Genomic DNA, 17988 nt, shown 5'->3' on the forward strand with positions numbered 1-17988 from the left:
GAAGAGTTGACTCAGCAATTGCAGCAGTTGCAACGCCAGACGATTGCGTCTTTAACCGGTTGGGATTACATTCTCAATGCTTTATCTGTAGCAGGTATTTATTGAATTGGTATAAGACGAACAACCAAACTTATGAGCCAAACTCATGCTAAGGAGAAGGATAGCAAGGTCGGCGATCGATTAGACGGGAATGAGTGGCGATCGAATAAAGGCGATTTCAAGAGCCAGCGAGGAGGCAGCGTTGACACTGCGAGATAGAAAGAACCCCTGGCAGCAAAACCGCGTCCAGCTCTCCTAAAGGCTTCAAAGTCCTCCGGGATTAGGAAATTGAGGAAGTTGAGGAGGCAACACAGGATCTCTGAGGCTCCTCAAACACCTTCTAATCTGACTCATCTGAAAAGAATTCCTGCCCTTCGCGCTGATTTATTCCCTATCCGGCAATTTCCTGCTCCCATAGTTCTTCCAGCCGAGTTGTATACTCTGCATTCACTACCGGAACCGTATTCCCGGTCAACTCCTTGAGCGGAATCCCGTAGGCTGCCTCTACCTTCGCGAATTCCTGCTGAAGGTTCGACGGCACTTTGGTCACATCCAGCAATGGCGGATCACCCCAGACTTCCGGCTTGAATTTTTGCAGTTGCCCCTCTGGACTGGAGAGGAGATTTGCGAGGATCATTGCGCCTGCCGGATTGCTGGCATTCACCGGAATCGCAGTAAACGATGGATCATTAAGCGACACTCCCGGAATGGTAAACGCTTTGGTCGTTTTGGGAAGTTGTCCGGTTGCTAAGCCTTCTGCCACGCTGGAGACAAAGACAGGCATCATCCAGATTTCCCCGTTGGCGAAAAGCTCCTGCAAGCGAGTCTGGGTTGGCGGATAGGTTTCGCCCCGTCGCCAGAGGTGAGGCTCCAGTTCTTTCAGATAGCTCGTCACTTTGGGCGAATTCTGGTTCCACAGATCCTCGTTAAACTTTTCGCCCGCATACTGCTGATAGCCCCCCGTGACGCCATAAAGTGCCGTGAGCAAAAAGCGGCTTCCGTCAAAAACAGGCGGCGCAGCGTAGGCAAACCGTCCCGGATTGGCTTTTGCCCAGTCGAGCAATTCCTGATAGTTGGTGGGAGCACGATCGACTTTTGCGCTATCCATTGCCATCACATAATAGGAACCCGTGTAGGGAGCTTCAAAGCCATCGATCGGCAAGCCAAAATCAGACGTAACCGCTGGATTGTTCAGGTCGTAGTGCTGCATTGCGGGCAATTTCTCGGTGAAGGGTCCGAGCAGCAAATTTCCCTGCTTCATCGTGCGAAAGTTTTCACCGTTGATCCAGATCAGGTCGATGCCGCCGCCTTTGGTTTGTCCTGCCTGCACTTCGCCCGCAACTTTATTCACCGCTTCCACTGTGTCGTTAAGGGGAACGCGATTGAGCGTCAGGCTATATTGGTTCTTGAGCTGATCCGCAACCCAGCGATCGGCAAAGGCGTTGATATTGTCACTGCCCCCCCACATTGCCCAGTTCACCGTGGTTCCTTTTACAGCGGTGAGGACACCATTCCAGGAAGCCGTTTTGGGATCAAAGCCAGAGGGCGCGGTAGATTGTTGATTTTGAGCGCAGTTGCTCACCAGCGTGGCAAGATAGGCACTGCCCGACAGCAGCAGAAACCGACGACGCGAAAGGGAATCGATCATATTAATCTGATTAATCTGAAAACAACTCAGAGGTTATGCGAATGGGCACAGGGCGATGAATAGCGTATGGGAATAAGTCCACAAACAAATATAGCGAATTGTGCAAACCCTGAGGACAAACGAATGATTTATGAAGAGATTCAGTCAGCGATCGCTCAGGGAAGAAACGAGAAGAACAAAGGAATTCTACAGGTCGCTGAATTCCTGCTGCTTAGAGTTTGGTTTAATTACAGATTGCATTCCCCGAAATACCACCTTATAAAGCAATTTACTGTCCTGCGGTAGATGTTTCTGTCACTGGAAAACACCACAGCGCATCGAGTGGCAGCACAGCCCAAACGGTCTGGTCGATGTGCCAATCCTGACCGGGTGTCGTCCAAACTTGCAGCGTTAAATCGCCAGCAGTGAGGGTGAGTCGTCGCTGTGTGCCCATAAATCGATTTACGGTTACGATTGCTTGAATGCAGTTCACGGTCTCGATCGGCGCAGGGAAAATTTGAATTTGTTCGGGGCGAATTGTGACCCAGACCCTTCCTTCAGCAGGCTGTTGACTGGTGAGAATTTGACGATTCTCTAAAGTCCATTGCGTTCCCCTTGCCTCCGCCAAAAAGAAATTCACGCCACCCATAAAGCGAGCCGTTCTTTCATCAACAGGCTGACCATAAAGCTGCTCTGGAGGTGCGACCTGCCGTAAACGTCCGTCAAACATGAGCGCGATTCGCTGCGCCATCACCACCGCTTCTGACTGATCATGCGTGACAACCAGCATGGTGATTCCAGTGTCTGCCTGCAAGCGCAAAATTAGCTCCTGCATTTCTTCGCGCAGATTCGCATCGAGGGCAGAGAGGGGTTCATCGAGCAGCAGCAGCTTGGGCTGAATAATCAGCGATCGTGCCAGAGCGACCCGCTGCGCCTGACCGCCAGAGAGTTCAGCAGGTTTTCGGTTGGCAAAGCCTTCCAACTGCACCTGACTGAGGATTAATTTTGCTTTTGACTCGCGATCGACCCGATTCACGCCACGCATTTTTAGCCCAAACGCCACATTCTCGCCCACCGTCAAATGGGGAAACAGCAAGCCGCGCTGAAGCACCAAGGCGATATCTCGCTTTTCCGGCGGCACAGCGTTGAGGGTTTTGCCATCCAGGACGATCGATCCCGTATCCGGTCGCCGCATTCCCGCAATCATTTGCAGCGTCGTCGATTTGCCGCAGCCCGATGGACCCAGCAACGCCAAAATTTCGCCTGCATTCACGCTGAGCCATAAATCTTGAACTGCCGTTACGTCCTGAAAACGTTTCGTCAAATTTTGCAGCAGCAAATGTTCCATCATGTTTCCTGGACGTTCTCCTAGACGTTTCCCCAGATGCTTCCCCAGATGTTTCCTTAGACATTCCCCAGCCCACCTAACGCCACATCATTTTGCAGCGATCGACTTGCCAACACTAAGAATACTAAACCGGGAACGACCGAAGTGATGGCAACGGCTGCGGTTAAGCCTTGATTGCCGCCTTGCAGCAGCGTAAACAGCACCATCGGCAGGGTAAATACTCGTCCGCCTCCCACAATAAACGTCAGCAGGAACTCATTCCAGGAAATGAGAAACGCAAACAGCGCGCCCACAACCACACCGGGCGCAATCAGCGGTAGCGTCACCTGCAAAAAAGTCTGGATTGGGGAAGCTCCTAGCGATCGTGCCTGAATCTCGTAGCCCGTCTCAAAATTAGCAAACACACTCGCCAGCACCAGCGTCATGTAGGGAATTGTCGGCATTAAATGCACCAGCGCCACACCTGCCAACGTCCCGTTCAGCCCCAGCCGAATCAGCACAAACTGAATTCCCATTAGCGTTGCCAGCGGAGACACAATAATCGGCGTCAGCAAAAACAGCTTCAGAACTGCCTTCCCCGGAAACGCCATCATCCCCAAAGCCCGCCCCGCCGGAAGCCCTACCAGCAAGGATAGAACAGTTGTAATCAGGGCGATCGTCAAACTTTGCAGCAGTCCCTCTGCCACTCTCGCCGTGCCAAACAGAACTTCTGTCCAATGCTCCAGCGTCCACTGAACAGGGATAAGCTGCGGAAAAAACCAGCCCTGCGCGAACGACCAAATCAACAGCGGCAGGAACGGTAGGAATAGAACGACGATGATCAGAAAAAGTAAACTATTTCGCATTCTCAAGAATGGTTGAGAGGTCATAAATGTCCTACATTGCCCCCTGAGTTTTCTAACTTTAGGGGACTTTGAGAGCGAGCGAAGAGCCAGGCTTTTCAGGAATGGGCATTTTTCCTAAAGTCTCTCCTGCCAAGCCCAGTACCAGGTTTTCAGGCAAACGGCAGTGCCTTCAAGTTTGACGGCGGGAAGTAATTTGCAAGTAAACCACAATCAGCCCGATCGCAATCACCGCCAGAATCAACCCCAGGGCGATCGCTTCAGGACGACTTGCCAGATCGCTATCGGTAAACGATCGGTAAACGAGAACAGGCAGGGTACGAGGACGAGTTGAACCAAGCAAAAAAGGCACTTCAAAGGACGAAAAGATGTATCCAAAGACAATCAAACTGGACGACAAAATTCCCGGTTTCATCATCGGAAAAGTAACATTCCAGAAGCACTGCCAGCGATTCGCGCCCAACGCACGCGCCTGAGTTTCATATCCAGGATTGATACCGCGCAGAACGGCTAAAAGAATCAGCGTGATAAACGGAATCTCTTTCCAGAGGAAATGCAGAATGACACCGATATTTGCTACATCGTTAACCAGCAGTGGAAAATTCTGATCCGACTGAATCCAGCCCAGCGTAAACGCAATCCGCGACAGCAGACCGCTCGGCGACAGCAACAGCAGCATTCCTGTTACGCCAACCAGGTGGGGAATGGGCAACGTAATCTGACAGGCAAAACTCGCCCATCGTCCCGCCGATCGCAGCAGCAAGGCTAATCCCACGCTGAGAATGGTTGAAAGCCCGGTTGAGACAACCGCAATATAAAAGCTAAGCCACAGCGATCGCCAAACTTCTGAGCTGGCAAAAACTGATCGATAGGCTGCCAGGTTAGGCTGTCCTGAACCAAGAATCGTCAGTAGCCCCAAACTTTGCAGCAGTGCCAGAATCAGTCCACCGCCGAACAAAAGACCAACCACGCTCAGCGCAGGCAGCAGCAGCAAATACGCCCGTCCCGTCTGCCCCAGTTCACGCAGGTTGAACCCCCTTTGTCTCCCAGGTTTGCTAATCTGCACCCGATTCCTCCAGCCATTGCATTACTTCCTGCCACAGTTCTGGAAACTGCTGACGGCTTTGCTCCAGTCGTCTCATGCGTTCCTTTGCGCTGAAACTTTCCTCTGAGCCAGCATACCAGCGATTTGCCGTAATCCAATAGCCTGCTGTCCAGCACAGCGATCGAACTGCAGGATACACTCCAAACGCCGCAAAATGCCGAGCAATCCGATTCGCTAAATCCTGATTCTCCAGCGCATCATAATAGCACTGCAAAAAGAAGGCGCGATCGGCTGTGGGTAAGCGGTAATTCTGACAGCGAACGATCGTTACAGGCGATAGAAAATGCCCTAAATCCCCTGCTGGAGAGCCTAACTCTGCCCATTCCCAATCGATCAGACGGGCCTGGCGATCGTTCACCACCCAATTCTCATAGGTGTGATCGCTATGCACCAAACAAAGATGGGGAGATTCTCGCAGCCATTCCTCGCGCCATAAATTTTGCTCTGCTTTTTTCAGTACCGCTTCTATCATCGCCACAATCTCTGGATCGGCATCGGCAGAATCTAGATAGGGCTGAGCATATTGTTTTGCTTCCTGGTAAAACAGCGTTAATGGTTCCTGAATCATCGGTACAGCATTTTTGAGACGATCGATTTCATAGCCTTTCTGAGACGGCAAAGAATGCAGCCGCGCTAAAGTCTCAGCACATTTTTGCAGATGCACTCGACTATAATTCAGTGAATCTCCTGGAAGATAGCCAGTAATCAAATAAGTATAGGAAAAATCATTCGATCGTTCTAACTGGGCTGCAATAAGCTGATGCCCAATTTCCGTACCATTTAGATATTCAAGAATTGATTTTTCAAACCGCGTAACGCGTCGAATATCCCCTTCAAATCGCTGATTCGGTGTGTTGACTGCAACTCGCACAATTTGCCGATCGCCCAATCGAAAAATAACGTTTGCCTCTCCGTGGGCGAATAGCTGAACTGGATCAGTAAGCGATCGGGTTTGTTGCAGATGAGCGGTGAGCCGCTGCTGAAGTTGGGATAAATCGATCGATTGGGTGGGCATAAGGGCAATCGCCAATAGACGCTATCTTGCCCTAGAATACCAATTTCCTGGAAGTCGAAATGGCTTACTCAACTTATACTCATGCCAATCATAAAGTGGTTGATAGCCGATCGCCAGAATTTCTTCGTTTTCCTCTACAATCGCAATTCGCGGCGGCTTAGAAAAGCGATCGGGAAAATGAATCCATCGTAGCAACAACGCCAGCAGCAAATTATGCTCAGCTTCAGCATGAAGCAGGTAGGACTGAACCCGATCGCTCAACAATGGAACGGATTGAAACTGCTCGATTCCCTTCAGAAAATGCAGTTACATGGATGTTTAACTCAGTTGGAACTTCTAGAACTTCGTGCGAATCACCCGTTCTCCCAGTTGCCGATCGACTGCCGATTCGCCCAAATCGCGCACCACAAACGATCGTTGTAGCCAGCGATCGAAACCATCATAACGAGGCACAAACGAAGACCGTCCGTGAACGGTGCGCCGATTGTCGATGCAGAGCAGATCGCCAGAGTTCAGCTTGACTCCCCGATAAACGGACACAACGGCATCTTTAAGAGCTTCTAGCGCTGCTTCTGCTTCAGGCGTGATTGCCGTCATCAAATCCTCGTCGTAGTTGAGGAACGGGTCGTGACGGTTGCCGTACAGCACAGGCAGCACCGGACCGTTGCCCTTCACGGTTTGCAAATTGCCAAAGGAATAGTCGATGCCCGTTCGATAAAGCGGCTGAAACAGAAGTTCTCGATGGGCGTCTGACAACAGCGGCAGAGCATGGCTAATACTGGCATAAGTCGTTTCGGCAGCGCGATCGTGATCCGGGCGCAGACAATAAAGCAGCAAATATTCCGGCGCATAGGGATGAAACACCGTTTCGCGATGAAACTGAAGCTGCACCTGAGAACCGCTCGAAGCCTGAATTTTCTCGGTTCCTTTTACTGGAGCAAGATTTTGAAACAGATCGCCGTTTTTCTCTTGAATGTAGGACACCAGATGCCCCAGACGGCTGCCGATCATCGCTAAACAGCGTTCGCTGACGTGGGTTTTCTTTTCCGCCGTTTGCTTCGCAGTTCCCCGGAGGGGTAATCGCTTCGCGTCAGACGGTGTATGAATTTGCGGAAGGTCTGGCTCGATCGGCAACCCTCGCAGCAGCAAAATCCCTTCCGGGTTGGAATGCACTTGAAACTCCAGCAGTGCCCGGCGCAGGAAGCGAGGCATCTCGTCCGCCCGCATTTCACACTCAAACAAAAATTCCTCGGTTTCCTCGTAGGGATCGGCTCCAGGCGTGAGAAACAACGCTAAAGTCTGCTCGTCCAACTCGTAGCGGTCCACCAGATGCAGCGCGTGAGAAGCGACCTTAACGGTTTGCATCACAGCCTCCTTGATCCTTAATGATCCGAAAGATTCATGCACAGGAATGTGCGAAGGGCGATCCTAGCTTATCTTTCTTCTCAAAATTGCTGCCAGGGAGACAATGCGGAGGGATTGCTCCAATTGATCCAGAAGCCGGCTTGATCCAGAAGTCGGCAGTAGGCTTCACCAAACCTACGATCGCATTCTCAAAATGCTAATCACTCTGATCAGAACCGCTTTCACCTGGACTCTCACTCCTTGGCTCAAACGCTAACCCCTCACTCCCTCACACTCCTCCAAATACCGCCCGATCGCCCGCTCGAGAGTCGGTAGCAAAATGCCCCGTTCACTGGAAAGTGCACTGTACATTGGACGCGGAGCAGTGAAGCCGAGATCTTCAGTAGGACGGGCTTCAATTTGAGGTGATCGCATTCCTGCCATTTCTGCTGCTTGCCGCGCCAGGTTTGCCCAGGTGATTTCGCCCGGATTTGCCAGATGCCACAAACCGCATTCGCCGTCGATCAGCAGATCCAGCGTGGTATTTACCAGATCAGGGACGTAGGTGGGGGAAACGATCGCATCTTCTGCCGCCACAAACGGTTTCCCAGCCGCCAGGGTTCTGAGGGCGATTGTCACGAAATTGTGCTGATCCCAGGGTCCGAAGAAGGCACTGGTGCGAATCACCAAAGCGCAGGGATGGGCAGATAGCACCCACTGTTCAGCAGTTGCCTTGCTGTGTCCGTAAACGTTAAGTGGCGCGACATCGTGGCTTTCGAGATAGGGCTGGGTTTGGTTGCCGTCAAACACCAAGTCTGAGGAGAAAGTGACATAGCCAACATTGTGCTGCACACAAGACTGCGCCAGAATTGCCGCCCCTTCCGCGTTGATTTGCCGACATGCCTGGGGTTCATGTTCTGCGTCATCGACCCGCACATAGCCCGCCGTGTTAATCACTGCCCAGGGCTTTAGCTCTGCCAAAACGCGATCGACCGATTCCCGCTGAGTAATATCCATTTCCCGGCGAGACAGTAGCCGATAGGGAATTCCCCGAACTTCACAAATGCGAGCAAATGCCCGTCCCAGCGTTCCAGTCGCGCCTGTAATCAGCACCGGGGCAACGGTATCGAGTCGGGCCGAAACCGATGGCTGCACGGCGATACCTCCCTGCTCCTGACAGTTTACGGGCGGATAAAGAAGGCGATCGTCCCGTTTCCACCAGCCCGGAATTTCGAGCAATGGATGCTGATAATCTCGTCCTTCGCCGAAATAGCGCATCATCAGGGCTAACGCAGTCGGACGCGGGGCAGGAGCGCGGAGGTCAAACACGCCAGGTTCGTAAAAGCCCTCATTGCGGGTGAGCAGCGTATTCCAGTCATAAGCCCCCAGCAGTGACCAAACCGTAACCGCCTGAATTAGAATGCCTTCCTGTTGCAACGCCTGAGCATCTTGCCAGACTTCCTGGAGCCAGCGCAATTGCTCTTCGCGAGTGCAGCCCAAATGCACTTCTGTAACGGCGACGCGAGGCGATTCTCCCTGCGGGGTGATCGTTCCTTGGTAGCGATCCCAGACTTCGCGCAGCAAGTCCTTCGGCGTGGGAATGCCTGCGGCACAAACGCGAACCGCTTCCACATCAGCGTATGAGTGCTTGCCGTTGCCACCATGTGTATGGGCAGGATAGCGATCGAGCCGTTCATCCAGAAACCGATCGCTGGTCATGTAGTGGTTAATGCCAAACACATCCGGCGGACAGGGATGCGCCCCAAACCAATCTAGTTCTGCCTCGGTGATGCCTGCCTTCAGCAAATACTTCCACATGGCATGGGTGCGATCGACCCGACCACAAACCAAATCAAATGATAGCCAGCGACGCTCGTTTTCAAATTCTGCCTGATACGCGAGCAGCGGCGTGCTGAACATCTTGCCCAGATCCTCGGTTTGAATCAGCTGAGCGGCAGGATTAATTTCGCGAATCGCCTGCATCGACAGCACCACCGCGCGACATTCGTTCAGCAGACACCGTAAAAACGTAGTATCGTCCCGACCGTGGGGATACCAGAGACCGTATAAGCCGCTAAATCGGGCAGTGGTCAGCGGTTCATTGATCGGCGTGTAGGCATCAATCCAGGGATAGCGCGTTGCGACTGCACGGGCAAACTGAGCTAGCTTTTCGCCAAACTGCGGATCGATCAAACTGGTAGAGGCAGGTCCACTGCCGTGATGCACCAAGCCTGCGATCGGGCGAATGTCCAGCTCCCGCAAACGATTTAGGCGATCGTCTGTCCAGCTCCAGTCGGCGCAATCAATTCCCCCAGGGGCAATGCGCTCCCACACTACCGGATAGCGAATTGCCTTCACACCCAACGCGGCAAACTGCTCCAGATCTTCAGTACGGCTGTAGTGTCCGTTGCGCTCAAGCTGGTCAAAAAATCGATCGCCCACCCGATTTACGGTGCATTCAATGCCAGCCCAAAGTTCCACGATCGGCGTTTGCCCTGCCTGTGTCATGCGGTGTTGCGCTCCAACTGACTGCTAGATTAGCGTTTAACTTTCCGTTTAACTTGCTCAGCTTGCCGAACTTCCCAATTCTGGCTACCGGATTTTGCCTATGTATTCTGGCTACTGGGTGCTCCCAAGTTTCCTGATGGGTGTTCAGAGCGTTTCAGCCCCCTAGATTCCAATTCTGGGCGACTTTGAGCGATCGAGCGGCAGAAACGGTTCGACAGTCCACCTCAATTGGGGGACAAAGGAATCTTGCAGACGAACAGGCTCTTGGAATCAGCGATCGAAATGGATGTACACAGAAGCCTATTCTGAAAAAAACTTCATTGGCCTGCGGATTTCAAAGTCCCCCACCGTAGAGGAATTTAGGAGGCAATGTAGAACCTCAAACACGTCTCAAGTAGCTGAGAAAATCAACAGTTTTCAATTCACGAACTAGCGATTGATCACCACTTCCAGCGATTCCTTGCTGCTGAGCTGCTTGAAGATTGTCAACGCCTGCGCCACAACCTGATCCATGTTGTAATACTTGTAGGTCGCCAGTCGTCCCACAAAATGCACGTCGGGCGTTGCGTCGGCTAAGGCTTTGTACTTTTTGTACAGCTCGGCGTTTTCCGGACGGGGAACCGGATAGTAGGGGTCGCCCTCGGCTCTGGGATATTCGTACACGATGCTGGTTTTGTTGTGTTCCTGCCCAGTGAGATACTTAAACTCGGTGATGCGTGTATAGAGGTGTTCGTTGGGATAGTTCACCACGGGCGCATCCTGGAAGACGGGCTTATCATGGGTTTCGTGCTTGAACTGGAGCGATCGATAAGGCAGCTTCCCATAGCGATAATCAAAAAATTCATCCACCGGACCCGTGTAGATCATTTCCTTGAAAGGAATGACGTTCATAATTTCCCGATAGTCGGTGTTGAGCATGATTCTGATGTTGGGATTAGTCAACATCCGCTCAAACATCCGTGTAAAGCCGTGCAGCGGCATTGCCTGATAAGTATCGGTGAAATAGCGATCATCCCGGTTTATGCGGGTGGGAACGCGGGCAGTTACGGAGCGATCGAGTTCAGACGGATCCATATCCCACTGTTTGCGCGTGTAGTTGCGGAAGAACTTTTCGTACAGTTCTCGCCCAACCTTACTCACCACCACATCTTCCGAGGTCAAAATCTGGTCACGCGGTTCTGCAACGGATGCAAAAAACTCTTCGACCTGGAATGAAGTTAACTTTAGCCCGTACAGTTTATTAATCGTATCCAGATTGATCGGAATCGGGACAAGCTGACCGTCTACGCTGGCAAGTACACGGTGTTCATAGCGTCGCCACTCAGTAAACTGCGACAAATACTCAAACACATCCCGCGCATTCGTATGGAAAATATGCGGACCATACCGATGCACTAAAATTCCATTGTCATCGTAGTGATCGTAAGCGTTTCCAGCAATGTGATTGCGGCGATCGACAATCAAAACTTTTTTCTCAAGCTGGCTTGCAAGCCGCTCTGCTAAAACGCTGCCTGCGAAACCTGCACCAACTATTAAATAATCAAACATTTAAGACATCCTCTCAGTGAAGTGTTAGCGAATAATGATGTAAATCGTTTAGTCGAATGAAGGGAACAAGATCAAATGCGCTCTAAAAAATCGAGAAGAAGCCTGTAGCGTGAGCACAACCAATGAAGTCTCAGAAATAGATACGTTAGGAAACCACTAACGCATCGACTGTAAATAGTGAACATTGAACGCTTCAAAATTTGGGATTCGATCGAGAGGAGACTCAGCAGCCTCCCCCGTCGTTTCTGCAGCTTAGATTGCCACTTCTTTGTCAGTTACGGCAGACATCGGTTCTTTCGCTGCGCTCTGCGCTGATCGCTTTACTCCCGCTTGAGCAGATTTTCCGGGCTTCGATGCTCCTGCAACGGGTTGCGTCATCGCTTCGCTAAACTGCTGCTGCTTGCGAGCGATCGTCTTTTGCATCAGGTCGCTCATGGTTGACCAGGTGCGATCCCACGAGGTCTGCGACAGAAAAGCATCCACGCGATCGAGCCATTCAGGATCTTGTCCCTGCTGCATCGCCGTTTCGATCGCTGCCACAAACTCCTCAGCCGTTTCAGCAATTTGCACCAAATTCTGCTCGCCATAGGGGCGTACGACATCCCGAATCGGGGTCGAAACAACGGGCTTTCCGCCTGCTAGATATTCGGGCGTTTTCGTGGGGCTGATAAAGCGAGTCGATTCATTCCGGGCAAACGGCAGCAGTGCAACATCCCAGCCTGCCAGATAGTGCGGCAGCTCCGAATAAGATTTGCCGCCAAGATAGTGAATATTGGCATAGCGCGGCAGGCTGGCGGGATCAATCTTCACCACCGGACCAATCATGACAAACTGCCATTCTGGTTTCGCCTGAGCAATTTGATCGAGCAGCGCAATGTCAAAGCGTTCGTCCAGCACACCATAGAAGCCCATGCGAGGATGGGGAATTCCTGCCTGGTCGGCTGGGTCTGCCGGAGCCTGACGCGCCTGATTGAAATGGGCGGCCTCAATGCTGCTGGGAAACGCATACGCCTGCGGATGGCGATCGCGCTTCGCTTCGTAAAGGCTTTGCCCCCCTGTAAAAACCAGGTCTGCCATATCGAACAACCGCTCTTCGCGCTCACGCAGAGCAGGCGGCGCACCTTTGAACGCAGACAGTTCATCCATACAGTCATACACGACTAGCGACGGGGTGAGATGCTCGGCAAGCGGCAGCATCATGGGCGTGTAATACCAGCAGATGTAGTCGTGAATCTCTTGCTCTGCCATCAAGTCATCAATCAACCCTTGCAGAATGGCGATCGTCACATCCTCGGTCAATCCCTTTGGCAAATGAGGGACAGCAACCCACACTCCACACTCGCGCCTGCTCACCTCAAGCCGCCAGTGATTTTCATCGGTGAACATGGGTTCTTCAATGAAAAAGACTCTGCGTTCTGATGCACAGCGACTCAACAAGTGCTGAGGACGCTGGTAAACAAAATCCCATCGCAAGTGGGACAAACAGATCAGATCAGGCATATCAGATGAATATTTGCCGTTAATCTGTTCATTTAAAGGGTGATTCGACATTCTGACCTCAAAAGTTGAAACGAAGTGAAACAGTTAAAGATAAACCTCAAATTGCTTCAGAAATTAGGAAGATAATTCTCAGATCAACGGTTCGTTCACATAGGAAATTGATATCTTCCCTGAACTGAGGAAGGGAACAGGAAGGCAATTCCTCGATTAAAAACTTATCAGTTCTAATTGCTTCTAAACATCCAACTAAAGGATAGATGATGTACGCCTAAAGGGGGATATGCTCAGCCCTGTAGACTGTAGCTACCTCGCACAGTAGAGTTACAAAGCTACTAAACAAGAAGTACTTCTTGGGGTAGAATCTCTATTCTGGCAATAGATTTTCTCAAAGTGCATTGGAGATTAGCAATTATGTAGCAATTCAATGCGAGCATTTATTTTGCCTACATCCTTGAGTTCTTTATTAGCGTGATTGGCTGTTTAAAAAGCAATCTATCAAAAATTTAGGTGTTGAATAATTTCCCCAACTCTAATCAAAAGTTAGGGTTGCTTTAGGAGAGTATTTGAGAATGTTTGAGGACTTTTGAGATGTTTAAAACGAATCAATTGTCCTGTTTTTTTCCTAGATTCGCTATAAATAAAAAACTTTGAGAACTCGGAAGCGAACGAAGCTTTTCCGAGAATTGAAAAGCCAAAATTGGAAAACCAGAACTAGAAAACCAGAGTTGGAAAATTAGCGAAGCAATTCGGCTTATCAGGATGCGATCGGGTTTGCAGCATCGGCCCAGGCGGGGCAGGATGAGCAGTTGCCCTCGCCGGACAATGACAGTAGTGTCACTGAAAGACGGTAATACCACCGAAAAATGAATAAATGTGAAGGAAAAATAAAGCTGAAGGACATATCAAGACGAACCGCTGCAGTTTGACTAAGGGATAAGCCCTTGGGCGGCGCTCGACTTCAGCTCAAGCCTGCAACGGTCACAAAAGTTCTTTTAGCTGCAGCTAGACCCCGTAATGTCTACAAATTCACAGAAATCTTTTCCTAACTTGATGTAAATTTTTAGAAAATCCCCCATTGCACAATATTACTTTTTAAGCAGTGCTCTTATGCTTGAAGCTATGGGTAAAGTAAAAAATATAAGTATATTTTCTGAGGAAAGCGGCGCATGGGTACTTACAAGAACATCATGGAGCTATTGGTCGAGGAGGAAGTCATTCGTCAGTGCAAAACGCTTTCTGCCCGTGCCTCTGCCTATATCAACTCAGAGGAACTGATTGCCTATGCTCTGAATCAACTGCCGCCACTGTATGCGACCAGCGAGCAGGGTTTGGAATACCAGATTCAAAAAGGCAAAATCAAGTTTTCGCCCCAGATTACGCAGGCAGTCCAGAGGGCGATCGCGGCAGTTCGACGTGACCCTTTGCGGCGATACACCCCCCTGAAGCAGAATCAGGCCGCCCCCCTGAGCGACGTGCTGAAACAGGTGCGCCACTTGCTCAAAGATGATGATATTCAGTGGGAAACACTGCCTTCTGCGGTGGAGCGGGCAATCAAGCGGGCAGCTTTTCGGGCAGCTCAGGGCGGCTCTTCGTGGCACGAGCGCACTTCAGCGGATCGAGGCATGGGTAGCCGATCTGCTCAAACGGCTAGAGCTTCTGCGGCGGTTCGTCCGACTGCTCCTGCCCCGTCGATGCCTGCCCCGCCTGCTTCTGCTCCTGCCCCAATCGCCCCAATTGCATCGATGACCAATGGCAATGATCCCGAATATGGCTGGGATGATCCACTCTATTTTTCACGCTAATTCTCTTTGCCCTAACTGCCTTTGCGCTCATTCTCCTCGCGCTAGTCATTCCCTTTGGGTTAGGTAACGCTCAACTTGCTTCTACCTAATCCACGGGCAACGCTCCATCTTCAACCGATCGCACGATCGGGGCGGCGGCTTCAGGCGGCTGAAAAATTGCCTTGAGTGACTGTTCAAGCGTTTCGGCCATGGCAATCCGGTTGGCAAAGGCAACAATAACACGCACCAGGGTCGGGAGCTGGTTTTGCTCCGCTTCAAGATAAAGCGGCTCCACGTACAGCAGCGATTGCTCGATCGGAATGACTAGCAGATTGCCTTGTGTCGCACGAGAGCGTTGCCGGTTCCAGAGGGTGATTTGCTGCGAAATAACCGGGTCCTGATTAATCCGGGCTTCGATCTGCTCTGGACCAAACACTAACTCCTGCTTGGGAAACACGTAGAGCAGCATTCTGCCGTACTGTTCGCCGTCCGATCGCGCTGCCATCCACGCAATCAAGTTATTGCGCTGAGCCGGGGTAAAGGGATAGAGCAGCACAAATTCTTCACTGGAGGCGATCGGCAGCTTGGTAATCAGGTAATACGGCTCAACGCGCTGGGGCTGATTTCCGTAAATTTCGTTAGGCGCACGCCACAAATCTTCCCGGTTATAAAACACCACCGGATCGATCATGTGATATGTCATCAAATGATTAGACTGCACCTGAAACAGATCCACTGGATAGCGAATGTGCTGCTGCAAGGCTTCGGGCATTGCGCTCAAAGGCTGAAACAGATCGGGAAAGATTTGCTGCCAGGTCTGAATGATCGGATCGGTGGGGTCGGCGACGTAGAAATTGACCGAGCCGTGATAAGCATCAATCAGGATTTTTACCGAATTTCGCACATAGTTAAACTCATTTCCCAGCGGGTCAGAATAAGGAAATCGCTCGCTCGTTGTGTAGGCATCGATCATCCAGTACAAATAGCCCTCATCTGGCAGCGGCGAAACCTGACGGGCTGCTCCGCGCTGCCATTGCTTATTGCCGACATCGGCGACCACCAGATAAGGGTTGCTGTCAAATCGTAGAAATGGGGCGATCGTCTGAACCCGCTCCTGAATGCGGCGGCGAAACAGCAGGCGAGTTTCGGTTGTCAAATCATTGTTAAACAGCATCCGCCAATCGCGCAGATATTCCGCAAAGAGCAATCGCTGCCACTGTTGACCGATCGCCACACCACCGCGCCCGTCGTACAGGTTATACACATTTTCGCTGCCGCTGGGATAATCCAGTTCGGGAGTGCGAGTCGGGGTCATCACGTAGGATTTCGTCAGCTCACCGAAATAAATACGCGGTTTGCCCACCGGAATGCTGCTGGCAATGCGATCGCTGCTGGGGCTGCCAGGAATGCCCTGAATGTAGTATTCGGGCAGCCCGCCTTCAGCAACCTGATTCACCGGACTGACCGTAAAGCCGTATCCGTGGGTGTAAACCAAATGCTGATTCACCCAGGTTTTTGCCACTTCTGGAACCGTATCAAAATCCAGTTCGCGGGCAGCAATCAAAACCTGCTGCTGGGTAATTGTCCCGTCTTCGTTGAGCAGCCTGTAGCGATCGATATCTGCCCCCGGAAACTCATAATAGGGGCGAATGCGCTGAAGCTGGCGGTTGGTTTCCAGTAGGGGGCGCGTGTCCCACAGGCGGATGTTATCGATCGTCAGGTCATTTTGCTGAATATCGGCGGCGGCAAGCGTTGGTTCTGGGTTAAACGTCTCAACATCGATTTTGTTCAGGTCAAAGGCTTCGCGGGTAAGGGCAATCGTTCGCTCTAGATAGGGCTGCTCGACCTGAAGCTCGTTGGGCTGCACGACTAGTCGCTGAACGGCAAAAGGTAAAATTTCTCCGCCGATCGCGGCTGCGATACCAAAGGTGATCAGGGCAGTCAGGGGAGTCAGGCGTAATCGCTGAGGTTGTGCTTCGGGCTGAGGCAAGCTAGAGCGGAAGGAACGGGAGCGAGAAGCAACGCCAGAAGAACCACGGGAATTGGCGATCGGATAAGCAATATTAGAAAACTGAAATTCGGGGTCTGCCGAAGTTTGCTTTCCCCGTCGAGGAAGCAGTTCACGATCGCGTCGGACTGAAGGAGCCGATTTTGTAGAGATTTGCCTGCCTGTACCGCGTTTTCTAGGGTGCCAGCCGAAACCCAGTATGAAGGAGCCGATCGACAGCAGGAGTGCAAGTAAACTTAGCCCCGTATCAACAGGTAATTCGATGCTGAGGTTGGTGAAGCTTGCCCCGTAGGAAATCCCCAGCGGCGAGAACAGCAGGCGATAGCGATCGAGCCATTGGCTCAGGGCAACCGTCAGCAGCCAAAAGCCGCCCAGCCGATACAAATGATGCCGCTGCGCCTGTGGAAAGCCCCCGAATTCGCCGCGACTAAGGCTGTCGTTCGATCGCAAATAAAGCAGCAGCACCGAACCGAACGTCAGCACAGATAGCCCGACCAGCCAGAACTGCAAAAGCTGCCAGCAGGGCAGGGTAAAAATAAAAAAGCTCAGGTCTCTGCCGAAAACGGGATCGATCTGGTTGAAAGAAGTGGGATGCAAGCCTGCCAGAATCGTCGTCCACTGTTCAGACATCACCAGTCCAAAACCGAGACTTAGCAGCAGGGCGATCGTCCCCAAAACAAACCGAGGTAGCAGCAGCAGCCCGGTCGTGAGTGCCGCCACCCCTGCCCCTCCCCACAGTCCCCCACCTTGCTGCCCCACGATTTTTCCAATCCAATCTGCCACCGCCTGCGGACGAAACGGCTCTGGAACTGATGGCGATCGATAGGCAACGACTTCCCCGATCGCAGAAGCGGCAAAGCGAGGATGCCAGTGCTGCACCATGGCCTGCCCATACTCAACCCCCAGCAGCGCGATCGTCAAACTCAGCAGCAGAATCAGCGGAAATAGCCGCACCATCCCCTTGCGATGAGAAACACCGGGATCAGGCAGTGCTTTGGCATAATGCTGTGCCTGTCGCCACTGAGTGCCCCACACTGCCAGACTGATCCCTACCGTGACAACTGCTAGCATGAGCTGTGCTTGCAGGCGAGTTGTGAAAACGGACAAATAGTCAACTTCTTGGAACCAGAGGCGTTCTGCAAACAGAAAAATCAGCAGATCGACAAAAAACAGGATGCCGACGATCGCCAGTATTCCTTTCTGCCAGAAGCGGGAAGCGTTTTCTCTGGCGGAGGACGGGGCTAAACGAGATGCGATCGGAGAGCGAAACATAAGGGCACAAAACAGGGGCACAAAACAGGGGCACAAAATGCCTTTCTTTTA

Annotated in this window: 12 protein-coding genes and 1 pseudogene; 2 read left to right on the top strand and 11 right to left on the bottom strand. The window is 51.7% G+C overall.

Annotation, left to right across the window (positions count from 1 at the left end; all coding sequences use genetic code 11):
* The first annotated feature begins 132 nt into the window (after positions 1-132).
* On the top strand, positions 133-258 hold the full coding sequence (locus tag NDA02_RS00005; protein ID WP_277879169.1) for a hypothetical protein: 126 nt from the start codon (positions 133-135) through the stop codon (positions 256-258).
* A 172-nt stretch (positions 259-430) separates the two neighbouring features.
* Here the strand turns inward: NDA02_RS00005 and NDA02_RS00010 are convergent, their stop codons facing one another.
* From NDA02_RS00010 to NDA02_RS00055, 10 genes and pseudogenes are all read right to left on the bottom strand, one after another.
* On the bottom strand, positions 431-1687 hold the full coding sequence (locus NDA02_RS00010; RefSeq protein WP_190792399.1) for an ABC transporter substrate-binding protein: 1257 nt from the start codon (positions 1685-1687) through the stop codon (positions 431-433).
* Positions 1688-1955: 268 nt separating this feature from the next.
* A complete protein-coding gene (locus NDA02_RS00015; protein ID WP_206755077.1) occupies positions 1956-3017 on the bottom strand; it encodes an ABC transporter ATP-binding protein in 1062 nt (353 codons plus the stop codon).
* Positions 3018-3070: 53 nt separating this feature from the next.
* Positions 3071-3883 carry an ABC transporter permease subunit gene (locus tag NDA02_RS00020; protein ID WP_190792401.1) on the bottom strand — a complete coding sequence of 271 codons (813 nt, stop codon included), beginning with the start codon at positions 3881-3883 and terminating at the stop codon, positions 3071-3073.
* Between the two features lie 145 nt (positions 3884-4028).
* Positions 4029-4922 (bottom strand): ABC transporter permease subunit, encoded by an 894-nt coding sequence (locus NDA02_RS00025; RefSeq protein ID WP_190792402.1) that lies wholly within the window; start codon positions 4920-4922, stop codon positions 4029-4031.
* Positions 4912-5976, bottom strand: coding sequence for a phosphotransferase (locus NDA02_RS00030; RefSeq protein WP_348254227.1), 1065 nt, complete (start codon positions 5974-5976; stop codon positions 4912-4914). The genes NDA02_RS00025 and NDA02_RS00030 overlap by 11 nt, the downstream gene beginning before the upstream one ends.
* Positions 5977-5997: 21 nt before the next feature.
* Positions 5998-6237 (bottom strand): hypothetical protein, encoded by a 240-nt coding sequence (locus tag NDA02_RS00035; protein ID WP_190792404.1) that lies wholly within the window; start codon positions 6235-6237, stop codon positions 5998-6000.
* A gap of 75 nt (positions 6238-6312) precedes the next feature.
* Positions 6313-7341, bottom strand: coding sequence for a TauD/TfdA family dioxygenase (locus tag NDA02_RS00040; protein WP_190792405.1), 1029 nt, complete (start codon positions 7339-7341; stop codon positions 6313-6315).
* 252 nt (positions 7342-7593) lie between these two features.
* Positions 7594-9828 (bottom strand): family 1 glycosylhydrolase, encoded by a 2235-nt coding sequence (locus NDA02_RS00045; protein ID WP_190792406.1) that lies wholly within the window; start codon positions 9826-9828, stop codon positions 7594-7596.
* 429 nt (positions 9829-10257) lie between these two features.
* Positions 10258-11376: pseudogene (gene glf / locus NDA02_RS00050) on the bottom strand (UDP-galactopyranose mutase); the annotation flags it as partial.
* A 252-nt stretch (positions 11377-11628) separates the two neighbouring features.
* A complete protein-coding gene (locus NDA02_RS00055; RefSeq protein ID WP_190792408.1) occupies positions 11629-12927 on the bottom strand; it encodes a glycosyltransferase family 1 protein in 1299 nt (432 codons plus the stop codon).
* Positions 12928-14042: 1115 nt separating this feature from the next.
* Between NDA02_RS00055 and NDA02_RS00060 the strand changes: the two genes are divergently transcribed.
* The gene (locus NDA02_RS00060; protein ID WP_348248474.1) at positions 14043-14678 is read left to right on the top strand and encodes a late competence development ComFB family protein; all 636 of its coding nucleotides are present in this window, start codon (positions 14043-14045) and stop codon (positions 14676-14678) included.
* 85 nt (positions 14679-14763) lie between these two features.
* Here NDA02_RS00060 and NDA02_RS00065 read toward each other — a convergent pair whose 3' ends face one another.
* The gene (locus tag NDA02_RS00065; protein WP_190791995.1) at positions 14764-17937 is read right to left on the bottom strand and encodes a UPF0182 family protein; all 3174 of its coding nucleotides are present in this window, start codon (positions 17935-17937) and stop codon (positions 14764-14766) included.
* Positions 17938-17988: the final 51 nt, after the last annotated feature.

The organism is Leptolyngbya sp. ST-U4, assembly GCF_039962215.1.
In the GTDB taxonomy this organism is placed as follows: domain Bacteria; phylum Cyanobacteriota; class Cyanobacteriia; order Elainellales; family Elainellaceae; genus Leptolyngbya_A.